Source organism: Phreatobacter aquaticus (assembly GCF_005160265.1).
GTDB classification, from domain to species: domain Bacteria; phylum Pseudomonadota; class Alphaproteobacteria; order Rhizobiales; family Phreatobacteraceae; genus Phreatobacter; species Phreatobacter aquaticus.
The window spans coordinates 3,645,894-3,669,322 of sequence record NZ_CP039865.1 but is presented as its reverse complement, the minus strand read 5'-3'; the positions used below and the strand labels follow the sequence as shown (position 1 = coordinate 3,669,322).

The 23,429-nt window shown below is 64.8% G+C and carries 23 protein-coding genes; 15 read left to right on the top strand and 8 right to left on the bottom strand.

The window, feature by feature from the left end:
* The first annotated feature begins 1 nt into the window (after nt 1).
* The 6 genes from E8L99_RS17395 (at nt 2) to rpmG (ending at nt 9,128) form a co-directional block, all read left to right on the top strand.
* Nucleotides 2-1,570: a glucan biosynthesis protein gene (locus tag E8L99_RS17395; protein WP_252511144.1), complete on the top strand. Its 1,569-nt coding sequence runs from the start codon at nt 2-4 to the stop codon at nt 1,568-1,570.
* Nucleotides 1,558-3,726, top strand: a complete 2,169-nt coding sequence (gene mdoH, locus E8L99_RS17390; protein ID WP_137100733.1) for a glucans biosynthesis glucosyltransferase MdoH — start codon at nt 1,558-1,560, stop codon at nt 3,724-3,726. The genes E8L99_RS17395 and mdoH overlap by 13 nt, the downstream gene beginning before the upstream one ends.
* 225 nt (nt 3,727-3,951) lie before the next feature.
* Nucleotides 3,952-5,739, top strand: a complete 1,788-nt coding sequence (locus tag E8L99_RS17385) for a NirA family protein (RefSeq protein WP_137100732.1) — start codon at nt 3,952-3,954, stop codon at nt 5,737-5,739.
* Nucleotides 5,736-7,346: a sulfite reductase subunit alpha gene (locus tag E8L99_RS17380; protein WP_137100731.1), complete on the top strand. Its 1,611-nt coding sequence runs from the start codon at nt 5,736-5,738 to the stop codon at nt 7,344-7,346. Before E8L99_RS17385 ends, E8L99_RS17380 begins: the two co-directional genes overlap by 4 nt.
* A 58-nt stretch (nt 7,347-7,404) precedes the next feature.
* Nucleotides 7,405-8,847, top strand: coding sequence for a siroheme synthase CysG (gene cysG, locus E8L99_RS17375; protein ID WP_137100730.1), 1,443 nt, complete (start codon nt 7,405-7,407; stop codon nt 8,845-8,847).
* A 113-nt stretch (nt 8,848-8,960) separates the two neighbouring features.
* Nucleotides 8,961-9,128 (top strand): 50S ribosomal protein L33, encoded by a 168-nt coding sequence (gene rpmG / locus E8L99_RS17370; RefSeq protein WP_137100729.1) that lies wholly within the window; start codon nt 8,961-8,963, stop codon nt 9,126-9,128.
* 392 nt (nt 9,129-9,520) lie between these two features.
* Here the strand turns inward: rpmG and E8L99_RS17365 are convergent, their stop codons facing one another.
* Nucleotides 9,521-10,894, bottom strand: coding sequence for a PleD family two-component system response regulator (locus tag E8L99_RS17365; protein ID WP_137100728.1), 1,374 nt, complete (start codon nt 10,892-10,894; stop codon nt 9,521-9,523).
* A gap of 18 nt (nt 10,895-10,912) precedes the next feature.
* Entirely contained in the window at nt 10,913-11,284 is a 372-nt protein-coding gene (locus E8L99_RS17360; protein WP_137100727.1) for a response regulator, read from the bottom strand.
* A gap of 90 nt (nt 11,285-11,374) precedes the next feature.
* On the opposite strand from E8L99_RS17360, the gene E8L99_RS17355 reads away from it, so the two are divergent.
* A complete protein-coding gene (locus tag E8L99_RS17355) occupies nt 11,375-11,677 on the top strand; it encodes a DUF3572 domain-containing protein (RefSeq protein WP_137100726.1) in 303 nt (100 codons plus the stop codon).
* A gap of 70 nt (nt 11,678-11,747) precedes the next feature.
* The gene (locus tag E8L99_RS17350) at nt 11,748-13,010 is read left to right on the top strand and encodes a DNA polymerase IV (RefSeq protein ID WP_137100725.1); all 1,263 of its coding nucleotides are present in this window, start codon (nt 11,748-11,750) and stop codon (nt 13,008-13,010) included.
* Nucleotides 13,011-13,013: 3 nt separating this feature from the next.
* On the opposite strand, the gene E8L99_RS17345 is transcribed toward E8L99_RS17350, so the two are convergent.
* Nucleotides 13,014-13,841: a cell envelope integrity EipB family protein gene (locus tag E8L99_RS17345; RefSeq protein ID WP_137100724.1), complete on the bottom strand. Its 828-nt coding sequence runs from the start codon at nt 13,839-13,841 to the stop codon at nt 13,014-13,016.
* Between the two features lie 159 nt (nt 13,842-14,000).
* On the opposite strand from E8L99_RS17345, the gene E8L99_RS17340 reads away from it, so the two are divergent.
* The 7 genes from E8L99_RS17340 to E8L99_RS17310 all read left to right on the top strand — a co-directional run bounded on the left by E8L99_RS17340 (nt 14,001) and on the right by E8L99_RS17310 (nt 18,137).
* A complete protein-coding gene (locus tag E8L99_RS17340; RefSeq protein ID WP_137100723.1) occupies nt 14,001-14,459 on the top strand; it encodes a RidA family protein in 459 nt (152 codons plus the stop codon).
* A complete protein-coding gene (locus E8L99_RS17335; RefSeq protein ID WP_137100722.1) occupies nt 14,459-15,205 on the top strand; it encodes a glycerophosphodiester phosphodiesterase family protein in 747 nt (248 codons plus the stop codon). The genes E8L99_RS17340 and E8L99_RS17335 overlap by 1 nt, the downstream gene beginning before the upstream one ends.
* A 10-nt stretch (nt 15,206-15,215) precedes the next feature.
* Nucleotides 15,216-16,394 carry a GNAT family N-acetyltransferase gene (locus E8L99_RS17330; protein WP_137100721.1) on the top strand — a complete coding sequence of 393 codons (1,179 nt, stop codon included), beginning with the start codon at nt 15,216-15,218 and terminating at the stop codon, nt 16,392-16,394.
* Between the two features lie 181 nt (nt 16,395-16,575).
* Nucleotides 16,576-16,848 carry a hypothetical protein gene (locus E8L99_RS17325; RefSeq protein ID WP_137100720.1) on the top strand — a complete coding sequence of 91 codons (273 nt, stop codon included), beginning with the start codon at nt 16,576-16,578 and terminating at the stop codon, nt 16,846-16,848.
* Between the two features lie 146 nt (nt 16,849-16,994).
* Complete coding sequence (locus E8L99_RS17320; protein ID WP_137100719.1) at nt 16,995-17,240, top strand: hypothetical protein; 246 nt, start codon at nt 16,995-16,997, stop codon at nt 17,238-17,240.
* Between the two features lie 152 nt (nt 17,241-17,392).
* Nucleotides 17,393-17,617: a hypothetical protein gene (locus E8L99_RS17315; protein WP_137100718.1), complete on the top strand. Its 225-nt coding sequence runs from the start codon at nt 17,393-17,395 to the stop codon at nt 17,615-17,617.
* A 73-nt stretch (nt 17,618-17,690) separates the two neighbouring features.
* Nucleotides 17,691-18,137: an HIT family protein gene (locus E8L99_RS17310; protein WP_137100717.1), complete on the top strand. Its 447-nt coding sequence runs from the start codon at nt 17,691-17,693 to the stop codon at nt 18,135-18,137.
* 3 nt (nt 18,138-18,140) lie between these two features.
* On the opposite strand, the gene E8L99_RS17305 is transcribed toward E8L99_RS17310, so the two are convergent.
* The 5 genes from E8L99_RS17305 to E8L99_RS17285 form a co-directional block, all read right to left on the bottom strand.
* Nucleotides 18,141-18,500: an AzlD domain-containing protein gene (locus tag E8L99_RS17305; protein ID WP_137100716.1), complete on the bottom strand. Its 360-nt coding sequence runs from the start codon at nt 18,498-18,500 to the stop codon at nt 18,141-18,143.
* Nucleotides 18,497-19,240 (bottom strand): AzlC family ABC transporter permease, encoded by a 744-nt coding sequence (locus E8L99_RS17300; protein ID WP_168201711.1) that lies wholly within the window; start codon nt 19,238-19,240, stop codon nt 18,497-18,499. The genes E8L99_RS17305 and E8L99_RS17300 overlap by 4 nt, the downstream gene beginning before the upstream one ends.
* 125 nt (nt 19,241-19,365) lie before the next feature.
* The gene (clpA, locus tag E8L99_RS17295) at nt 19,366-21,858 is read right to left on the bottom strand and encodes an ATP-dependent Clp protease ATP-binding subunit ClpA (RefSeq protein WP_137100714.1); all 2,493 of its coding nucleotides are present in this window, start codon (nt 21,856-21,858) and stop codon (nt 19,366-19,368) included.
* Nucleotides 21,859-21,910: 52 nt separating this feature from the next.
* Nucleotides 21,911-22,246 (bottom strand): ATP-dependent Clp protease adapter ClpS, encoded by a 336-nt coding sequence (gene clpS, locus E8L99_RS17290; RefSeq protein WP_215907011.1) that lies wholly within the window; start codon nt 22,244-22,246, stop codon nt 21,911-21,913.
* Between the two features lie 191 nt (nt 22,247-22,437).
* Entirely contained in the window at nt 22,438-23,037 is a 600-nt protein-coding gene (locus E8L99_RS17285; RefSeq protein WP_137100712.1) for a hypothetical protein, read from the bottom strand.
* Nucleotides 23,038-23,429 lie beyond the last annotated feature (392 nt).

Sequence of the window (23,429 nt, the reverse complement as noted above, 5' to 3'; positions counted from 1 at the left end):
AATGCCGAGCCGCCGCCAAGTCCTAGCCCATCTGATGGCCTCCTCGGCGCTGGCTGCGATCACCGCAGCCGCGCGGGCGCAGAACGCTCCGCAGGCAACGCCCCTGCAGGCGGCAGCTGACGCCGTCTCGGACGGCCAGCCCATCTCGCGCCAGGCGCTGCTGGACGTGGCGCGTGAGGTGTCGAAAGCGCCCTATCTCGCGCCGCGCCAGGCCGACCTGCCCCGTGGCTGGGGTCAGTTGACGCTCGACCAATACCGTCAGATTCAGTTTCGGCCCGAACGGCGTGTCTGGACCGGCGAAAACCGCGGCTTCGCGCTCGCCTACCTGCCACCGGGCAATGTCTTCACGACGCCTGTGGCCATCCGGACTGTCGAGAGCGGGATCATCCGCGATCAACGGTTCTCTGCCGCCATGTTCGAATACGGTCAGGTGACACCGCCGCCCGTCGATGCGGTGCTGCCGTTCACAGGGTTCCGCGCCTTCACAGCCTTGAATCGTCCGGACGGACAGGACGAGGTGCTGGTGTTTCAGGGAGCCAGTTTCTTTCGCTCGCTTGCCAGGGGGCAGACGCTCGGATTGCTCGCGCGCGGCCTCATGCTCAATGTGGCCGAGGCCCAAGGCGAGGAATTCCCCGCCTTCAGGGCCTTCTGGATCGAGCGCCCCGGGCCTGGCGGCAACACATTGGTGGTCCATGCGCTCCTCGATTCCGATAGTGTCACCGGGCTCTATCGTTTCGCCGTGCGTCCCGGCGACATCACTGTCTGCGACGTCGAGGTCACGCTGTTCCCGCGCGTCGATCTCGGCCACGTCGGACTAGCGCCACTGACTGCCAATTTCCTGTTCGCGCCCAATGATCGCGGCGGCGCCGACGACGTGCGTGGCGCAGTCCATGACGTGAATGGCCTTCAGATCTGGAACGGCAACGGCGAATGGATCTGGCGGCCGATGAACAATCCGGACACGCTCCAGATATCCGCCTTTGTCGACCAGAACCCCAAGGGATTCGGCCTGCTTCAGCGCGACCGGCGCGCTGATGCCTTCAACGACCTCGATCAGCGTTTTGAGCGGCGTCCCAGCGTCTGGATCGAACCGCTCGGCGACTGGGGACAGGGACAGGTCCAGTTGATGGAAATCCCGGTCAACGACGAGATGAACCGGAATATTCTCGCCTATTGGCGGCCGCGCGTGGCCCTTGCCAAGGGCGCCGAACATTCCTTCGCTTACCGCATGCACTGGTGCTGGTCTCCGCCGGAACGCCCGCCGCTTGCCTCTGTGACCGCCACCCGCACTGGACGTGGCACGGGCGGCGGCCGCCGGCGGAAGTTTCTGGTGGATTTCAGTGCCGAGGACTTCGGCGATCCCGCCAAAAGCGCCGGGCTCAAGCCCATGCTGACCAATCAGCGCGGGCGGGTCAGCAATGTCGATGGACGGCTGGTTCCGGAATCGCGCATCTATCGCGTTACTTTCGACCTTGACCCGGAGGCCGCCAATCAGGTCGAACTGCGGTTGGTCCTGGAGCGTGAAGGACAGGCGCAAAGCGAGACATGGCTCTATCGATGGACGCCCTGACTGAACGTCCCCCTGCCGTCGCGATTTCGCGCGACCGGACAGCAATGCCCGCCCCGGCCCCGCTCGCCATGCCCGCCGCTTCGCTGCGCTCGTGGAGCCGGTCGGAACGGAGGCCGCGCGTCGATCCCAAGGGTTGGCGCGAGCCCGCGTTTGCACGCCTCATTGCCTTTGGCGGAATGGCGGCCATCGCGCTCTTCGGTGGCTACCAGATGTACAAGGTGGTCGAGGCTGGCGGCGTAACGGCGCTGGAATGGCTATTCCTCGCGCTATTCGCGGTCAATTTCTCCTGGATCGCGCTGGCCTTCACAACCGGCGTCCTGGGGGCCGGCTACCTCATGTGGAAGGGCCTGACAGTCAAACCTGTTCTACCAGACGCGCTACGCGAGCGCACGGCCGTGGTCATGCCGATCTACAATGAGAGCCCCGGACGGGTGTTCGGCACCGTCCAGGCCATTGTCGAAGATGTTCTTGCGACGGGGCATGGCGCGTCCTTCGACTTCTTCTTTCTATCCGACACGACCGATCCGGATGTGTGGGTCGCAGAGGAGCGCGCTTTCGTCGCGCTGCGCGAGCGACTGCCCGGCGTCGGAATCTTCTATCGCCATCGCCCCAAGAACACGGCGCGCAAGGCCGGCAATATCGGTGACTTCGTCGTCAACTGGGGCGGCAACTACGCCCATATGGTCGTGCTCGACGCGGACAGCCTGATGACGGGCGAGACGATTGTCGCGCTCGCTGATGCCATGGAGAAGGACCCTGACTCCGGCATCATCCAGACGCTCCCCCGCCTGATCAATCGAAACACGCTGATCGCGCGACTCCAGCAGTTCGCGGCGGGCATCTATGGACCGGTCTGCGCGGCGGGGCTTGCCGTCTGGTCCGGCCGTGACGGCAATTACTGGGGCCACAATGCGATCATCCGCATGGAAGCCTTTGCTGGCTCCGCCGGGCTCCCGGAACTGCCGGGCAAGCCGCCGTTTGGCGGGCATATTCTCAGCCATGACTTCGTTGAAGCCGGGCTCATTCGCCGACGCGGCTACGCGGTCTACATGCTGCCTCAGCTTGCCGGGTCCTATGAGGAAAGCCCGCCATCCCTGATGGATCTTGCGATCCGCGATCGTCGCTGGTGCCAGGGCAATCTGCAGCATTCACGGGTCATCGGAGCGACTGGCCTTCACTGGGCCACGCGCCAGCACTTTGCCACCGGCATCATGAGCTATGTGTCGAGCCTGCTCTGGCTGACCCAGTTGCTGGTCGGACTGCTTCTCGCCCTGCAGGCGGCGTTCATTCGCCCGGAATATTTCACCAACCAGTTCACGCTGTTTCCAGCATGGCCGGTATTCGATGCCGAGCGGGCGTTCAACCTTTTCATCTTCACCATGGCCATTCTGCTCGCGCCAAAGATATTCGGCTGGCTCGTGACGGCCCTGAACGGCCCTGCCCGCCGCGGTTCCGGCGGTTTCTTCATGCTGACCCTGTCGACCATCCTGGAGATCTTCCTCTCGGCCCTGATCGCGCCAGTGATGATGTTGATCCAGTCGAGCTCGGTCTTCTCGATCCTGTTCGGGCGCGATACCGGCTGGAAGCCGCAGCGGCGTGACGACGGGTCCATCCCGGTCAAGGCCATCATCGCCCAGCATTGGCGCCACACGCTTCTCGGTGTGATCGCGGCCATCGCCGCCTTCTCCATCTCGCCCTACATCTTCGCCTGGATGTCGCCGACGATCATCGGCCTCTGGATGGCTGTACCGACATCATGGGCCTCGGCTTCGGCCGGCATCGGCTGGGGTCTGCGCCGGGCCAGGCTGCTGCTGATCCCGGAAGAGAGCAGCCCGCCTGATATCGCCGAGCGCGCTTTCCGGCATGGCAAGGAGTTCGACACCCTGGAACTCGAGGATCGCAAGGCGCTTGACCTCGTCCATGCCGACGCGGAGTTCCGTGACCTGCATCAGCAGATCATTCAGGTGCCTGCCCCCCGGGTGCGTGGCCGGATCGACACTGACCGCGTGATCGCGGAGGCCAAGCTCACCGATGCGCAATCTATCGAGGATGCGCGGGCCTGGCTGTCGCCACGTGAGACGATGCTCGTGCTCCATGACCGGGCGCTGATCGCCCTCCTCGCCGCCCTGCCGCATGGAGAGCCGAAGGCGGCATGAGGCGGCTGCAGAGATTGGTGCAATGCACAATTTCCAGGCACTGGCGCTATACCGGCGTATCGATTGAGCACTTGCGATGCGCTCGCAGACCGTTCGCGCCGTTCATCCATTTGATAATCCAGAACATTCCCGACGCCGCGGCGCTGGCACTTGATTTGCCTTGTGAAGCTATCTCTCACAGGCCGCCAATGACGCCGGCCCCTCGCTTGTTGCAACGGGGATCGGATGTCACAGGATTTCAGCGCTGATCAGAAGCGCTATCTCGAAGGATTCGTAGCCGGTGCCGCGGCGTCCCGCGCGGTGGGTGGCCTCGGTACGGGCGCGGCGCAGACGCTTGCCGGACCCGCCGGCCCTGATGCAGAGCACATTCGGGCGCAGGACGCGCAGGTCGCCGCGGGCAAGAAGCTGGTCGACCAGGAAAAGTGGAAGCGCGAGCAGCACCCGTTCGAGGCCTATCCACGGCTGGTGCGCGAAGCCGCGACAGGCAAGCTGCCTGGTCCGGCAGACAATTTCCGCTGGCGCTATTTCGGCCTGTTCAACGTGGCCCCCGCGCAGGACAGCTTCATGCTGCGGATGCGCATCCCGAACGGCATCCTGAAGGCCCACCAGTTCGAAGGCGCAGCAGAACTCGCACGCAGATATGGCGGCGATTACCTGCATGTGACCACCCGCGCCAATCTGCAGATGCGCGAGATCCGTCCGGAGAACGCGCAACCGCTTCTCGAGGAGATGATGGATCTGGGATTGGTGGCGCGCGGATCGGGCGCCGACAATATCCGCAATGTGACGGGCTCGCCGCTTGCCGGCATCGATGGCCAGGAATTGCTCGATACGCGGCCGCTCTGCCGCCAGTGGCATTTCCACATCCTGGCTGATCGCACGCTCTACGGCCTGCCGCGCAAGTTCAATGTCTCGTTCGACGGGGCCGGCGTCTCGCCAGCACTCGAGGAAACCAACGATATCGGCTTCCAGGCGGTCCGCGTCCTCGATGGTTCCGAGGTTGATCCGGGAATCTGGATGCGCGTGGTGCTGGGGGGCATTTCAGGCCATCACGATCTGGCACGCCCGACCGGCACGTTCTGCAGGCCTGAAGAGGCAACAGAGGTCGCGGATGCAATCATCCGTGTGTTCATCGATCATGGCGACCGGACGAACCGCAACAAGTCCCGCCTGAAATATGTTCTCGACGCCTGGGGCTTTGAAAAATTCCTTGAGGCCGTGGAGGAGAAACTCGGCCGCGCGCTGCAGCGGATCGCCGAGGCTGACATCGCGCCACGGCCACCCACCGACCGCTATGCCCATGTCGGCGTCCACCCCCAGAAGCAAGCGGGTCTCAACTGGGTCGGTGTTGGCGTACCCGTTGGAAAGCTCACTTGTGACCAGGCCACAGGACTTGCCGATCTCGCCCGGACCTCGGGCGATGGCGATGTCAGGCTGACAGTCTGGCAGAACCTGATCCTGTCAGGCGTCCCCGATGCAGCGGTCGTGGCCGTCCAGGCACGGATCGAGGCGCTCGGGCTCTCGACGGCCGTGACGCCGATCCGCGCGGGGCTCGTCGCCTGCACTGGCAATGCCGGCTGCAAGTTCGCGGCATCCAACACCAAGCAGCACGCCTTGGACATCGCCGATCACGTTGAGGCGCGCGTGCCGATCGATGTCCCCGTCAACATCCACCTCACGGGCTGTCACCATTCCTGCGCTCAACACTATATCGGCGATATCGGGCTCATCGGCGCGCGCGTGCCGATCAACGAAGATGGCGATACGGTCGAGGGCTACGACATCGTGGTCGGCGGCGGCTTCGCCGAGAATGCCCGCATCGGACGCAGCCTCTGGACGGCGGTGAAGGCCACGGACGCGCCCCGTCATGTCGAGGCCCTTCTGAAGGCTTACCTTGCGCACCGGACCGGAGCCGACGAGAGCTTCCAGGCGTTCACCGTCCGGCACGAGATCGAGGCCCTGGATGCCCTCGTGCAACCCTCGATCGCGGTCATGCGGGAGGCCGCGGAATGACGGTACAACCGACCACTCCGATCCTGTCGCTCATTCCGGACAGCGCACCCTTTTCCGCCGAGCAGCGCATGTGGCTGTCGGGCTTCTTTTCCGCGGCTCTAGCACCGGGTGGCGCTCCCGGTGCTATCGCGGTCGGCGTGCCCACGGACATAGCGGCCGGAACCGGCCCAGTCCTCGCATCCAATGACGATGCCCCATGGCACGACCCGTCCATGGCGCTCGATGAGCGGATGAAGCTTGCCGACGGCAAGCCGATCGCCCCCCGCCTGATGGCCGCCATGGCCCAACAGGATTGCGGGCAGTGCGGCTACAATTGCGCCGACTACGCCAATGCACTGGCGGTGAAGTCGGAGGAGCGGCTCAATCTCTGTGTGCCCGGCGGCAAGGAAACGCTGCGCATGCTGAAGACGCTGTCGGCGGACATCGACGTGGGCGTTGCTGCCCCTGCGGTGAAGACCGATGCCGCGCCACCTCCCCCTGCGCCCCCAAGCGCGCCAGGCCGTTCCCGCGAGGCGCCGGTCGCGGCGACCTTCCTATCTCGCCGACGGCTCAATGCCGAAGGATCGGAGAAGGAAACCTTCCATGTCGAGTTCGACCTCAGCGAAAGCGGTCTCGACTATGTGGTTGGAGATGCGTTCGGAATATTCGCACGGAACCATCTTGGCCTTGTCGACCAAATCATCGCGATGCTTGGCGCTTCTCATGTCACAGAAGTCCGTGGCAGGCCGCTCCGGAGCGTGCTCCTCGATGAGGTGGCCTTGTCGCCGGCACCGGATTCGTTGTTCGAACTGATGTCCTTTCTCACTGGCGGCGCCCTGCGCGCCAAGGCTCGCGCGCTCGCCACCGGAGAGGATCCAGATGGCGATGCCGCTCAGCTGGACGTGCTCGCGGTCCTGCAGAAATTTTCCGGCGTCCGGCCCCATCCCGAAGCCTTTGTCGAGGCCCTGGAACCGCTCCAGCCCCGCCTCTATTCGATCTCGTCGTCAATCAAGGCCAATCCAGGCCGCGTCTCGCTCACCGTCGACGCGGTGCGCTACCAGATCAATAAACGTCTCCGGTTCGGCGTAGCATCGACCTTTCTCGGCGACCGTATCGAACCCGGCGACAGACTGAATGTCTATGTGCAGCGGGCGCACGCTTTCGCATTGCCGTCTGATCCGGCGACACCGGTCATCATGGTTGGCCCTGGCACAGGCGTCGCGCCATTCCGGGCGTTTCTCCAGGACCGGATGGTCGACAAGGCGCCTGGGGCAAACTGGCTGTTCTACGGCCATCAACGCCAGGCCACGGACTTCTTCTATGCCGACGAACTGGACATGATGAAGCGCAATGGCCATCTCACGCGCCTGTCGCTCGCCTGGTCGCGCGACGGGGCAGAGAAGGTGTATGTTCAGGACCGCATGCGCGAACTGGGGGCCGAACTCTGGCGCTGGCTTGCGGAAGGCGCGCATTTCTACATCTGCGGCGATGCCAAGCGCATGGCCAAGGATGTCGAAGCGGCGCTTGTCGACGTGGTTGCCCAGCATGGCGCCCGTTCGATCGACGAAGCGATCGCCTTCGTGCAGGGACTGAAGAAATCCGGCCGCTATCAGGCCGACGTCTACTGAGGTGACAATGGTCGCGTCCGGCGCTCCGAGGAAGCCCGAGGCAAGGTGGGCAGCTCGCATGGCCCCGCTCGCCACCCTCCCCCTCTTCTTGAAACTGCGCGGTCGCCGCGTCGTGCTGGCTGGCGGCGGCGATGCGGCCGTCTGGAAAGCCGAACTCCTGGCCGCGGCAGGCGCTGATGTCGCCGTCTTCGCCGCGGAGCCCGTTGATGCCATGACAACCCTGGCGGCAGACCCGCCTGCGGGCAGCATCGCGATCCACCACCGGACATGGCGTCCTGAGGACCTGACCGACGCGGCCTTCGCGATTGGTGCGATCGAGGACGATGAAGAGGGCCTCGCCTTCCGCGACGCGGCCAAGGCAGCCGGCGTGCTGGTGAATGTCGTCGACAAGCCGGCTCTCTGCGACGTCCAGTTCGGCGGAATCGTCAACCGCTCGCCGCTGGTCATCGGCATCTCAACGGATGGCGCGGCGCCCGTTTTCGGACAGGCGGTTCGAGCCAAGATCGAGGCCATCCTGCCCCAGGGCTTCACGCGATGGGCCATTGCCGCCAAGTCCTGGCGCGAGAAGGTCCAGAGCCGTCATCTGCCATTCCAGGCACGGCGGCGATTCTGGGAGCTGTTCTCGGCCCAGGCGCTGGCCTCTCCCGAAGCGGAGCCGAAGGAAGCGCTTGTCGATGACCTAATCCGAGAGGCCGACAAGGTCGCCCACGAAGGAGCCGGCCGGGTGATCCTCGTCGGCGCAGGGCCCGGTGACCCTGAACTCCTCACCCTGAAGGCGGTGCGTGCGCTGCAATCGGCCGATGTCATTGTCCATGACGATCTGGTGCCCGCCGCGATCCTCGATACCGCGAGGCGCGAGGCGATCCGCATTGCGGCCGGCAAGCGTGGCCGCGGGCCCTCCTGCAAGCAGGTCGACATCAACGAGCTGATTGTCACCCTGGCCAGCCAAGGCAAGCGGGTGGTCCGGCTGAAGTCGGGCGATCCCATGATCTTCGGCCGTGCGGGCGAAGAAATTGCCGCGGCTCGCGCGGCCGGCATCCCGATCGAGGTCGTACCCGGAATTACCGCCGCGCAAGGCGCTGCTGCCGCGCTCGGCGTCTCGTTGACTCACAGGGATCATGCCCGGCGGGTGCAATATGTCACCGCGCATGGCAAGGATGGCCGGTTACCCAGGGACCTGTCGTGGGATGCGCTGGCGGACCCCGCTGCATCGACAGTCGTCTATATGCCGGGCGGCACATGGCATGAGATGGCCGCCGGCCTTGCCTTGCGCGGTGTGAGGGGCGACATGCCGGCCATCGCGGTGGCCAATGCCACGCGCAAGGATCAGGACGTGATTCTTGCGACCGTTGCGACGCTTGGCGAACGACTGGCCGCGGCGAGCTTCGACGGGCCGGTCCTCGTCCTTTTCGGAGAGGCGTTTGGCGAGATCGCGCCCATGGCGGTCCTTGCAGGAGCAAACCGCCTCCAACACGGCGCGACGCCAGCGCTCCATCCTTGACAACAGACAATCGACCTGTCACACCGCGCCCCGACCAGCCGGCGGCGACGCGGCGGGCGTGAGCCCGCTATTCTCCTGCTTCGGCACCAATTCCGATCCCGAGAGGACCGACAATGGCCAAAGCCGCCACGATCAAGATCAAGCTCATTTCGACCGCCGACACCGGCTTCTTCTACGTGACCAAGAAGAACTCGCGCACGATGACCGACAAGCTGTCGAAGAAGAAGTACGATCCGGTTGCGCGCAAGCACGTGGAATTCAAGGAAGCCAAGATCAAGTGATCGCCGGCGGCCAAGACCGCCGCTTCCGACGTTGAAAAGGCCCCGCTTGCGGGGCCTTTTTCGTCTGTGCGCTGCTGTTTCTTGAGGAATGACGCCCCGGCGGGTGGCCGGTCGAGCCTGCGGCATTACGGAGAGGCCATCCGTGCCGAACTCGACCGGCCGACCCCGTGGACCCAGGAAAGTTGCGGCGGACCTGAGCACTCCACAGGGTTTTCAAACCCGGCGCTCCAGATCGCGAAGAACAGCTTGTGTCTATTGCGATCTGAACTGGCCGCACGCTAGCCAAGACATGGCGACTGTTCAATGACGCAGTCAGATTCAATCAGATACACCTCATCTTAACCTAAAAAGACAAGGTTTATATTCATCGTTAAGGTGAAAGGGTCGAAGGGTCAGGCAGCGTCCAGCACGACCCGGTTGCGCCCATCGCGCTTGGCCCGATACAGGGCCTGATCAGCGCGCTTCAGCAGGGCGTCAGCGCCATCGGTCGCGCCTTCCCGCTGCGAAATGCCGATCGACACTGTCACGTCGATTGCCCGCTCGCCCTTGTGGATCGGGAACTTGTCGGCGGCGACCTTCGAGCGAATGCGCTCGGCGACGATCGAGGCCACGCCCGCATCGGTGTCCGGCATGACGACGACGAACTCTTCGCCACCAAGCCTGCAGGCGAGATCGATGCCGCGCACGCTCTTGCGCATCCGCTGGGCGAATTCCCGCAGGACATCATCGCCAGCATCATGGCCATAGGTGTCGTTGACCGCCTTGAAAAAATCAATGTCGAGAACCAGCAGCGAGATCGGCTTGCCGCGCATCGACGCCTGCTCGACCAGGGTCGCCAAATGGCTCTCCATGTAGCGGCGATTGTGTAGGCCGGTCAGCCCGTCGGTGATCGCCATTTCCATGGACTGCTGAACATTGTCGCGCAGCCGCTCGGTGTAGCGCTTCCGGCGCACCTGCGTGCGAACGCGCGCCGCCATCTCGTTTCTGTCGATCGGACGCATGACGTAGTCGTTGACGCCGATATCGAGCCCGCGAAGCAGACGGGGTTCGTCCTCCGGATCGGCCATGACCAGGATCGGCAGGCCGCGGGTCCGATCGAGCGAGCGAATCTGCGAGCAGAGCCTGAGCGGGTCGAAATCGGCGAGACCAAGAGAGACCATGACGAGGTCATAATCGCGCTCGGCGGCCTTGAAGAGCGCTTCCTGTGGCTTGGATTCGACATCGACCTGATGCTGATGGCCCAGCGCCTGCGCGATGCGCTCGGACGATGATGAACGGTCATCGACGAGCAGGATGCGGCCATTCAGACCGCTCTCCGACACAGCCTCGGCGAGCGGGTCACGCATGCCGATCTCCTTGGACGTCACTGCGCGCATGCGCAGTTCATCCTGAACCATTTTCAGGCGCACGAGCGAGCGGACGCGGGTGACCAGCGCCAGGTCATTGACGGGCTTGGTCAGGAAATCATCGGCACCGGCCTCCAATCCCTTCACGCGATCTGCAGGCTGATCGAGCGCCGTGACCATGATGACGGGAATATGGTGGGTGGCGGGATTGGCCTTCAGCCGACGGCAGACCTCAAACCCGTCCATTCCGGGCATCATCACGTCGAGCAGGACAATGTCGCATTGTCCGCGGTCACAGATCGACAAGGCTTCCGGGCCGGACATGGCGGTGATGACGTCGAAATACTCGGCAGACAGCCGAGCCTCGAGCAGTTTCACGTTGGCCAGGATGTCGTCGACGACGAGGACGCGCGCTGTCACGTTGCTGTTCCTTGCTGCTCAGGCGGTCCCGAGGAAATGGCGGACTGTCTCGATGAACTTGGCGACCGAAATCGGCTTGGAGAGATAGGCTTCGCAACCACCAGCGCGAATGCGCTCCTCATCGCCCTTCATCGCGAAAGCGGTGACGGCGATGACCGGAATGTGCCGGATTGTCTCGTCTTCCTTGATCCAGCGTGTCACATCGAGGCCGGAGACCTCGGGCAGTTGGATATCCATCAAGATGAGATCCGGCTTGTGGCTGCGGGCGAGCGACAGCGCCTCGGTGCCATTCCGGGTCTGGATGGTGTCATATCCGTTGGCTTCGAGGAGATCGTGGAAGAGCTTCATATTGAGCTCGTTGTCTTCCACAATCATCACGGTCTTGGGCATCTCAGACTCGCTTCGGCGCGGACCGGATGGTTGCCGGACCTTGACGGGTGACCTTCAAGCTAGCGGCTATTCCTTTCAGAAAGGCAAACCATGACGTTGCGGCGTGGCGATAATCAGCGGGAGCACGCGGAGGCCATGGGCATCGATGCGCTTGGCTTCCTCGCGGCGGAGCCGGAACGGCTGGAGCGGTTCATGGCCCTGGCCGGCATCGATCTGTCGACGATCCGCGAAGTCGCGCGCGATTCGGCCTTTCTGGCCGCTGTCTTGGACCATCTCATGTCCGACGAGCCGCTGCTGCTCGCCTTTGCCGCCAACAAGGGCGTGAAACCCGAGGTGGTCGTGCGGTGCGCCCATCTGCTTGGCGGCGGTCCATGGGAGCGCGACAGCGCATGATCCGCCACGCCGCCACGGGAATGCGCGGCCTGGCCTTGCTGTCCCTTGCTGGCAGGTTCAGATTCGACCGATGAGTCCCATCGCCTTCTGCCGCGACTGCCTCAGCGAGGTCGATGACAGCGCGCTGCGGTGCTCGGCCTGCGGCTCACCGCGTGTCATGCGCCATTCCGAGCTCGATACGTTGTCCATTGCGCATGTCGATTGCGATGCCTTCTACGCATCGGTCGAGAAGCGCGACGACCCTTCCCTCGCCGACAAACCCGTGATCGTCGGTGGCGGCAAGCGTGGCGTGGTGTCGACCTGCTGCTACGTCGCGCGTATCCACGGCGTGCGCTCGGCCATGCCCATGTTCAAGGCGCTCGCGCTCTGCCCCGAGGCGGTGGTGATCAAGCCCAACATGGAGAAATACGTCCGGGTCGGACGCGAAGTCCGGGCGGCCATGAGGGCGTTGACCCCGTTGGTCGAACCCATCTCCATCGACGAGGCCTTCCTCGACCTGACCGGCACGGCGAGGCTCCATGGCGCCTCCCCTGCCCGCGTTCTGGCGCGGTTCGCCAGATCGATCGAGCATGACATCGGTATCACCGTGTCTCTGGGGCTGTCCTACAACAAGTTCCTCGCCAAGATTGCCTCCGACCTCGACAAACCCAGGGGCTTCGCGGCGATCGGTCGGGCCGAAGCGCTCGCTTTCCTCGGTCCAAAGCCAGTCTCGTTCATCTGGGGCGTCGGCAAGGCCATGCAGGAGACCCTGGAGCGCGATGGCTTGCGGCACATCGCCGACCTTCGCCAGCATGACGAGGCCACCTTGATGCGGCGCTATGGTGCCATGGGGCTCCGGCTTGCCCGGCTGTCGCGCGGGATCGACGAACGCAAGGTGTCGCCGGACGAGGAAGCCAAGTCTGTTTCGGCGGAGACGACCTTTGACGAGGACATCCGCGACGGCCGCACGCTGGAAAAGCGCCTGTTTCCGCTCTGCGAGAAGGTGACGTCACGTGCCAAGGCACAGGGCATCGCCGGATCGACGGTGACGCTGAAGCTGAAAAGCAGCGACTTCAGGCTCAGGACGCGCTCGCGGGCGCTGGGTTCACCGACGGTGCTTGCCGCGCGCCTGTTCGAGACCGGCCGCGAGATGCTGGCGAAGGAAATCGATGGCACGGCCTATCGGCTGATTGGCATCGGACTGAGCGACCTGACCACCCTCGACAAGGCCGACCCCTCCGATCTCGTCGACACGTCGATCGCCCGCAACGTCAAGGTTGAAGGTGCCGTCGATGCGCTTCGAGCCAAATTCGGCAAAACGGCCGTGGTCAAGGGCATCACCCTCGACGACTGACCATCAGCGGTTGCAGCTCGTGTCGGTGAGCATCTCGATCGAGGCGAGCGTTCCGCGCAGCGAGAATTCGCCGTAGTGGATCGCCAATTGCCGTGAGACGCCGTTCTCGTAGAGCTCGAAAGAGATGGAATAAGCCGGCGTGGCGCTCTCCTTGTCAGCCTCGAAATAGCTGATGGTCACCGGCCAACGCGCCTGGCTGAGGAGGCCCGGATTGCGGGCCGCGGCCTCGACATCGCCAGCACCCGGCTCGATGCGGCGGCCGATGACGGCTGTCGAATTGTAGAGCTTCGCGCCGGTCTCGGCGCCGTCATAGACCTTGACCTCCAGGATCGTCGAACCGGCCCTTGCCGCCGTGACCAGCCGGCGCAAATGTTCGGTCGGGAAGATCGTGCCGCCATCGATGTCCTGGTTCAGAGCCTGCGGTTTGGTGACCGCGACCCGGACAATGCCGTCACGGCGCTGCGCGCTGCCGTCGGTTTCCTCACGCGGCCGGCCATTTTCCGTCGAGCGGGACGAGAAGCGGAAGCCGTTTCCGTCGGCCTCCTCGAAATTGGCGGTGCGGACATCCATCACCACCTGGTTGCCAGCGACCGACAGTTCCACCACCTGGCGGAAATTGGTCGTGTAGCCTTCGCACAGATTGCCAAGGGTCTCGAACAGGATGCGCCCCCGCGCATCGTCAATGCCGCGCACTGGCCGGCCGCTGTCGAGCTTCAGTTCGTAGACAGCCCGATGGGGCGCCAGCACCACCTCTTCGGAACGGGCGGACGGTGATCCCATGAGGATCAGACCGGCGAGACCGGCGAACAGGATGGGGAGGCGACGCATCATGGTGGATTCTCCGCAGACAGAGGTCCGAATAGACAGGACAGGCAGGCCAATCAGAGGCAACAACGCGGCATGGATGTGTCGGCGCACGGCGCCTTGCACAGCCAGACACGTTGAGGCAGGGTCCGCGCCATCACAATCCGATAATCGCCAGGATAGCCCATGTCGCTGATCGCTCAACGTCTCGCCGAACTTGGAATCATCCTGCCGACGCCGGTAGCACCGATCGCCAATTATGTGCCGTTTGTGCGCAGCGGCAACAGCCTCGTCGTGTCGGGGCAGATTTCGCTTGGGTCCAATGGCCTGATGGCTGGAAAGCTCGGTGGCGGCGTGTCGATCGAGGACGGCCAGAAGGCAGCGCGCCAGTGCGGTCTCAATGTCATCGCGCAGATCCAGTCGGCGGTCGGCAATCTCGACAATGTCGTGCGCATCGTCCGGCTCGGTGGCTTCATCAACTGCACGCCCGACTTCCTGGATGCGCCCAAGGTGATGAACGGCGCGTCCGACCTGATGGTGGAAGTGTTCGGCGACAAGGGCCGCCATGCCCGTTCCACGATCGGCGTTGCCGCCCTGCCCGCCGACGCCGCCGTCGAGGTCGAGGCCATGGTCGAGGTGGCCTGATGGCCGATCTCGCCTGGCTGACCACGCGCCCGGTCGCTCATCGCGGGTTGCACGATGCAGCCAAAGGCGTGCTTGAGAACTGTCCTCAGGCGTTCCAGGCCGCCATTGCCGGCAATTATGCCATCGAATGCGACGTCCAGCCGACGGCTGATGGCGACGCCATTGTGTTCCATGACCCGACCCTCGACCGGCTGACGGTCCAGACGGGCCGTGTCGACCAGCGATCTGTCGCGGAACTCCAGGCCATCCCCTTCAAGGCGACCACCGACCGGATGCTGACACTCAGCCAGCTGTTCGCGCTGGTCGATGACAAGGTGCCCCTGGTTGTCGAGATCAAGTCGGAATTCGACGGCAAGCTCGGCCTGACGAAGCGCGTGGCCGAACTGGCGGCAGACTATCGTGGCAGGCTCGCGCTGATGTCGTTTGATCCCGCCCCCATTGCCTGGCTGAAGGCGCATGCGCCGGGCCTCGTCCGCGGGATCGTGGCGGAATCCGCCTATGCCGGAGCGCACTGGGATCGCCTCCCTTCAGCGATGAAACGTGATCTTGCCGCCATCGCTCATTTCGATACGACTGATCCGCATTTCCTGTCCTGGCGGGTTGCCGATATGCCGAGCGCGGCAACCGTGCTGTACCGATCGGCGCTGAAACGCCCGGTGATCTGCTGGACGGTGCGCAATGACGAGGATCGCGCATTAGCGGCGCGACATGCCGACCAAGTGACGTTCGAGGGCTATCTGGCTTAAGGTCGCAGCGATGAGCGCGCCCTACACACTCCGCATTGCCTCCAGCCTCGCCGATATTTCCGCCGCAGACTGGAACGCCTGCGCCGCCGACGAGACCGGCGCGGTCGATCCGTTTCTCGACCATGCCTTCTTCGCGGCGCTCGAGGAGTCCGGTTCGGCCGTCCGCGCCACCGGCTGGCTTGGCCATCATATGGTGCTTGAGGATGAGGCCGGCACCATCCAGGCAATCCTGCCCTGCTACCTGAAGAGCCATTCGCGCGGCGAATATGTCTTCGATGCCGGATGGGCCGAAGCCTATGAGCGGGCCGGTGGCCGCTATTACCCCAAGCTTCAGGCGAGCGTGCCGTTCACGCCGGCAACCGGGCGCCGGCTGCTGGTCCGCCGGGGACCGAACGCTGCGGATGTCGAATCCGCCCTGGCCCAAGCCTCCGCAGACGTCACGCTAAGGCGCGGCGCCTCCTCGCTCCATGTCACCTTCTGCACCGAACCCGAATGGAACCTGCTCGGCGAGGCCGGCTTCCTCAAGCGCACCGATACCCAGTTCCATTTCGAGAACCAGGGTTACGCGGATTTCGATGCCTTCCTGGCCGCGCTGTCATCGCGCAAGCGCAAGACAATCCGGCGCGAGCGGCGCGATGCCCTGGAGGGGCGCGGCATCACGATCCGCCATCTCACCGGCAAGGATCTGACCGAAGAGGTCTGGGATGCGTTCTACGCCTTCTACATGGACACCGGCTCGCGGAAATGGGGGCGGCCCTATCTGACCCGCTCCTTCTATTCCGTCATCGGCGAGCGCATGGCCGATCGGATCCTGCTGGTCATGGCCGAGCGGGAGGGTCGCTACATTGCCGGCGCGATCAACTTCATCGGCCGCGACGTCCTCTATGGCCGCCATTGGGGCGCGATCGAGGAGCACCCGTTCCTGCATTTCGAGGTCTGCTACTATCAGGCGATCGACTATGCGATCAGCAAGGGCCTGAGCCGGGTCGAAGCCGGGGCACAGGGCGAGCACAAGCTGGCCCGGGGTTATCGTCCCGTCGCGACCCATTCTGCGCACTATATCGCTGACCCAGGACTGCGCCGCGCCGTCGCCGACTATCTTGAACGCGAACGCCGCTATGTCGACGAGGCGATCGACGAGCTCGGCCAGTTGGCACCGTTCCGCAAGGGCGATGTCGAAACTGAATAGGCAGCTGGCAGCGCCCAAAGCGGGGGGACGGGATTTTCCGTTTTGACTTCAATAGCTTGATGGCGAGCTGGTGCCGCCAACATGAATGGTTCCTAAACGCGGCGATACGCGCCAATTCAGATTGAGAAGCGCAGTCTCCTGTTACGCCGGATCGACCGGCTCAAACCCCAGGGAGCCTTCCATGTTCAATCGTCGCGCGTTCTTCACTGCCGTCATCGGTGGCGCCGCTGCCGCAGCCGCTCTTGCCCAGACCAAGGGCGCCGAGGCGGCCACCCTCATCGATCAGGTGCTGACGCCCGCTGCCGCGCCTGTCGAGGCTGCTGCGCCCGCCGGCGAGGCCCTCGAAATGCGCGGCCGCCGTCATGCCCGCCATCACCGTCGCGTTGCCCATCGCCGCCACCGTCGCGCTGCCCGCCGGGCCCATCGTGCGGCACGCCGCGCCACGCACAGCTGATCGATTGACGGTCCGCCCGGGCTGAATGCCCGGGCGGGCGACCGGCCTGCGGTTGAGTTGGCCGGGATCAATGCAACCGCTCAGCCTCTCAGCTAGCTTCAATCTCGCACCCGCACTGACGCGGGATCATGAATGGAGGAATGCACATGCTCCAACGTCGCTCATTCCTGGCGCTTGTTGCCGGCGGATTGGCCGTCGCCGTCGCCACCACCCAGCAGGCGGAAGCGTCTCCTGCCGTCCAGTCCCCGGTTCCGCTTGCCGTCGAGCCTGCAGCAGCCACATCGGCTGAGGGGCCGCGCGAGATGCAGTATTGGGGCTGGCGCCGCCGCCGCCGCTGGGGCTGGCGCAGGCCCTGGCGCCGCCGGTTCTGGCGCCGCCGCTACTACTGGTAAGCCGATGAGCCGGCGCGGGAGTGTTTCCGCGTCGGCGTTTTCGGAAACAGCCGAGGCCGCCCGGCGACGCATTGCCGGGCCAGACGGCTGCTAGCGTGAATGACAGTCCGGCACACCGCTGGATCCTTCGAACCCCAACCAGAGGAGCCCCCATGCTCGACCGTCGCATGTTGTTCGCAACCCTCGCCGGTGGCGTGGCGCTTGCCGCCTCCGCCGGCCTGTCAGGCGCCGAGGCCGCCCCCGTCGCGGCTCCGGCCTCGGCCGCGCCTGCCGCGGGCGCTACCGCAGAAGCCCCGCAGGAGATGCAGTACTGGCGCTGGCGTCGCCGCCGCCGGTTCTGGCGCCGCCGTGTCTGGCGCCGCCGCGGCTACTGGTAAGAGCCATCGCGCCGCTTGACGGCGCAGCCGATGATTGCGAAACCCTCGCGCCTGTCCGCGCGAGGGTTTTGCCATGTCCGTGACCGCCTATGACCCGTCCAATGTGTTCGCCAAGATCCTGCGCGGCGAGATGCCGGCCGAGACGGTCTACGAGACCGACAAGGTGCTCGCCTTCATGGACATCATGCCGCGCGCCGATGGCCATGTGCTGGTGATCCCCAAGACGCCGGCCCGCAACATCCTCGACATCGACCCGAATGAGCTCGCCGAACTCGCCAAGGCGGCCCAGTTCGTCGCCAAGGGCGTGATGAAGGCCATGGCGGCCGATGGCATCACCGTTCAGCAGTTCAACGAGGCCGCCGGGGGCCAGGTCGTGTTCCACATCCACGTCCATGTCCTGCCGCGCTGGACCGGAGTGTCGCTGCGCCCGCACACCGGCGCGATGGAGAACAAGGACATCCTGGCCAAGCATGCCGCGACGATCCGGGCGGCTCTGACAGCCATGCAGGCCGGCGGCTGATCGCTAGCGGGCCGGCCCCAGTCCGAGATACCAGGCGCTGCCGACCAGGATAGCTTCGCCGACGACGACACCCAGCAGGACCGACCGCCGGAAGACGAAGAAGACCACCACGCCGGAGGCAAGTGCTGCCACGCGCCATCCCGTCGGCACGGTGGCCAGCGCACCCGCGGGGAAGAAGGCGAGCTTGGCGACAACGGCTGCCAGCGTCGCAGTGGCGACCGCGCGCACCCAGGTCAGCAGTTCCGACGTTTCGTCGAGCCCGCGGCCGACTAGCACGGCCAGCCAGCGCCAGATCTCGCTCGGCAGGAAGCCGCAGATGATGAGCGCCACATAGGGCATGATGTCGGAGCCGAAGAAGGTCATTCGGCGACAGCCTTCCGGCTGGTGAGACGGGCGGCCGCGTAGGCCAGCGTTCCGCCGCCGAGACCGGCCCAGAGCAGGTCGAGCCCGTCACCCAGCAGGGATGCGGCCAGCAGCCCGGCAAAGCCCGCGCCGATCGCCAGGCGATCCGACAGGAGCCGCGCGGTGGTGAGCAGCGACAGGAGGAAGAAGATCGGCGTCAGGAACAGCAAGCCAGCCGCAAAGGCATGCGGGATGGTACCGGAGAGCACATAGCCCATCGCCGTCGCTGAGGTCGCCGAACAGAGATAGCCGGTGCCGAGGCCCAAGAAGAACGGGATTCGGCCGGCGGGTGCGACCCGCGGCAGCAGGCGCAGGCCCTCGACCCAGATCGAGATCGCCACCAGATGGCCGCAGGCAAGCAAGACTGGCGTCCGGCGGCTGCCGGCCTTGAGATAGGGCATCAGCGACATGGTCATCGGCAGGAGGCGCACCGATGACAGGCCCACGGCGAGCGCAATCGCGAACCAGGACGCACCGGACCCCAGCCCGCCGACCAGGATCAGGTGAGCCGGCCCGGCCCAGATCAGCACGGTTGCCATCATCGCCCAGGCGAGCGGCATGCCGAAGCCGGCGCAGACCGAACCGATGCCGATGAAGGTTGCGGCCAGGATCACGGCCGGCAGGCCGAGCGCCGCCTTCAGCCCACTGGCGTACCAGCCAGCAGCCGTTGCACGGGGGCCAATGGGTGCAGGTTCGATCATGTCACGATCAGTCGGCGAGAGACCCGCCCATGGCAAGCCCCCACCATGCATGCGGCCCATCTCCCAGCGCCCTGAACGACAAAACCCCGGCGCGAGGCCGGGGTTCTGGTCGAGAGGCGATGCGGTCAGTCGGCCTTCAGCGGCACCTTCGGCACCGAGCCGGAGGGCCGCTTGGGACCACCGGAGGCCGGGGTCCCGCCCGTACCGCCGCCGTCGCCCTTCGGCTTGCGCTTGGCACGGGCCGCCGCCGCCTTCTTCTTGGTCGCGGCATTCTTTGCGATCTTCAGGATGTCGGGAACCACAGGCTCCTGCTTCGGGGTCACCGGACCTTTGGGATACTCGAAGCCGAGGATCGGGAAGCCCTCGTCGTCCTTGACCACGACAACCCGCGTGTGGCCGCCGTTCTTTAGCCGGCCAAACAACAAATCCTCAGCCAAGGGCTTCTTGATATACTCTTGGATGACGCGCGACATGGGCCGCGCGCCCATCTGCTCGTCATAGCCGCGCTCGACCAGCCATTCCTTCGCATCGGGCGACAGTTCAATCGTCACCTGGCGATCGGCCAGCTGCGCTTCGAGCTGCATGACGAACTTCTCGACCACGCTGCCGATCACCTCGGACGAGAGATGGCCGAAGGCGATGACCGAATCGAGCCGGTTGCGGAATTCCGGCGCGAACAGCCGGTTGATCGCATCCGTATCGTCGCCGGTCCGCTTGGTGCGGGTGAAGCCGATCGCCGGCTTTGCAAGGTCGGAGGCGCCCGCATTGGTCGTCATGATCAAGATGACATTGCGGAAATCGACCTGCTTGCCGTTGTGATCGGTCAGCTTGCCGTGATCCATGATCTGCAGAAGGATGTTGAACAGATCCGGATGCGCCTTCTCGATCTCGTCGAGGAGGAGGACGCAATAGGGATTCTGGTCGATGCCATCGGTCAGCAGGCCGCCCTGGTCGAAGCCGACATAACCGGGAGGCGCGCCGATCAGCCGCGAGACTGTGTGGCGCTCCATATATTCCGACATGTCGAAGCGCAGCAGCTGGACACCAAGGACAGCGGCAAGCTGCTTGGCGACCTCGGTCTTGCCGACGCCGGTCGGCCCCGAGAACAGGTAATTGCCGATCGGCTTTTCAGGTTCGCGGAGGCCTGCGCGGGCAAGCTTGATCGAGGCCGACAGCGCCTCGATCGCCTTGTCCTGGCCATAGACCACACGCTTCAGCGTGGTCTCGATATTGCGCAGAACCTCGGCATCGTCCTTGGAGACGGTCTTCGGCGGGATGCGAGCCATGGTCGCGATGACCGCCTCGATCTCCTTGATGCCGATCGTCTTCTTGCGCTTGCCCTCGGGCACCAGCATCTGCGCCGCGCCGCTCTCGTCGATCACGTCGATCGCCTTGTCGGGCAATTTCCGGTCATGGATGTAGCGTGCCGACAGTTCCACTGCGGCCTTGATGGCCTCGTTGGTGTAGCGCAACTTGTGATAGGTCTCGAAGGCGACCTTGAGGCCCTTCAGGATCTCGATCGCATCGGACACCGACGGCTCGTTGACGTCGATCTTCTGGAAGCGACGGACAAGGGCCCGGTCCTTCTCGAAATACTGGCGGTATTCCTTGTAGGTGGGCGAGCCGATGCAGCGCAGCGTGCCCTGGGCGAGCGCCGGCTTCAAAAGGTTGGACGCATCCATCGCGCCACCCGAGGTCGCGCCAGCACCGATCACCGTGTGGATTTCGTCGATGAACATGATCGCGTTGGGGTGGGCCTCCACCTCCTTGATCACCTGCTTCAGGCGCTCCTCGAAATCGCCGCGATAGCGGGTGCCGGCGAGCAGCGTGCCCATGTCGAGCGAGAAGACGGTCGCCTCGCGCAGCACGTCCGGCACGTCGTTCTCGACGATGCGCTTGGCCAGGCCCTCGGCGATGGCGGTCTTGCCGACGCCGGGATCGCCGACCAGCAGCGGATTGTTCTTCTGACGGCGGCACAGCACCTGGATGGTGCGGCTGATCTCGCTGTCACGGCCGATCAGCGGATCGATCCGGCCCTCGCGCGCCTTCTTGTTCAGATTGACGCAATAGGTGTCGAGAGCGTCGCCCTTCTTCTTGTCGTCGGAGGTCTTCTCGCCGCTGCCCTTGGTCTCCTCGGGCTCGTCGGCACCCTTCGGCGCGCGCGGCTCGGACAAACCTGCCCGCTTGGCGATGCCGTGGGAGATATAATTGACCGCGTCGTAGCGGGTCATGTCCTGCTCCTGCAGGAAATAGGCGGCGTGGCTCTCGCGCTCGGCGAAGATCGCAACGAGGACATTTGCGCCCGTCACTTCCTCGCGGCCGGACGACTGGACGTGGATGACCGCGCGCTGGATGACGCGCTGGAATCCGGCCGTCGGCTTGGAATCCTCCGAGCCGTCGGTGATCAGGTTTTCGAGCTCCGCATCGATATAGCCGACCAGGCTGCGCTTCAGCTTGTCGAGATCGACCGAGCAGGCCTTCATGACGGCGGCTGCGTCCTGGTCCTCGATCAGGGCCAGCAGCAGATGCTCGAGCGTCGCATATTCGTGGCGACGTTCGTTGGCGAGCGCCAGCGCCCGATGGAGCGATTGTTCCAGGCTGCGTGAGAATGAGGGCAAGGGAACCTCTTGAGCGTTCAGTGCATCGATGGAAGGCGGAACGGCGGGATCGTCACTTCTTTTCCATCACGCATTGCAGCGGATGCTGGTTCTTACGGGCGAAATCCATGACCTGGGTCACCTTGGTCTCGGCGACTTCGTAGGTGAAGGTGCCGCATTCGCCGACGCCGTTCTGATGGACGTGCAGCATGATGCGGGTGGCGGCGTCGGTGTCCTTGTTGAAGAACTTCTGGAGCACGTGGACCACGAACTCCATGGGCGTGTAGTCGTCGTTGAGCAGCAGGACGCGATAGAGGCTGGGCCGCTTTGTCTGCGGCTTGGTCTTGGTGATGACCGAGGTGCCGGGCCCGCCCGGATCCTGGTCGCGCTCGTCCCGCTTGCCGGCCATCCGGGGATCCTGGCGCACTGGCTTGCGGTCTCTGTCTGGCGTTGCGTCTGTCGTCATGTGTCACTTGCGTGCCGGCGTGCCCGGCACGCCCGAAAGGGCTCAAGGATAGCGGATGCGAGAATCATGCCGTCCCCCTCAGCCGGGGTTGGATCAATAATAGGCATCCCTCGGCCCGCTCGCTAGGGTCCGGGTCAAACCGTCCCGGCGGCGTGTCGCCGCGTCCACAGCGCGGCTGTGACATCGTTAACGGCGTCGATCAGGCGACCGCCTTCCGAGACCAGGCCATGGCGCTCCAGTACCGGTTCGGGTCGGTCGGAGGTGAAGCAGGGACGGCCGTCCGGAATCAGGACTTTTGTCGCGGTCGAGAGCGCGAAACGATCGTAACCGATCCCGAGGAAGTGATCGAACACCCGGGTCCCGCCGGTGACCGCCACGGTGCCCGCAGCAATCTCCAGGCGTTCCAGCACGTCCTCGAAGGCGAGCGTTGCCGGGTTCCAGCACCAGGCGAGAGGGTCGGCCGGATCGGCCACGAGCCCCACCACCGAACCGGTCAGCACCAGCCTGCGCCGGCCGGGATTGGGATGGGCCTGATGGCCGAGACGGCCCAGCACCACGATGGCCGCCCGGTCGAGGGCAGACTGGAACAGAGCCCAGTCGGCCTCGTTCATCAGAGCCTTCGGCATCGTGCCATCGGCCTCAGAGATATTCCCGTCGGCCGAGACGATGGCATGGCCCTCGATCTCGACGCCCGGCGGCCTTGAACGCGATTCGTCGTGGAACACGAGCGACACCTCTTTCCTGCTGACGCCTGCCAACCCCTGCGAAAGCCCGCCGTTCCCGCGACATTTTGCCGGAGCTGTCGTGGAGAGGTCCGGAAACGGGTCTCCGGCGGGGTTGCGGGGGCGCGCCCCCGGTTCGTCTGGTGGCTATATGAAGGCGTGGATGCCCGGGACAAGCCCAGGCATGACGGATGGGGTGTGCTGTCAGGGCTTGGCAGGGCCCCGTTCGCCCGGCGGGCACGACCGGTTGCGCGGCAGGGCAGGCTCTACGGTTGCCTGCGAGGCTGGATGGTCGGCGGTTGGGTTCTCGGCGGCTGGGTTCTCGGCGGCTGGATGGTCGGCGGCCGGGTGATCGGCGGATGGATGGTCGGCGGCCGGGTGATCGGCGGCGGGTTTTGCGCGTG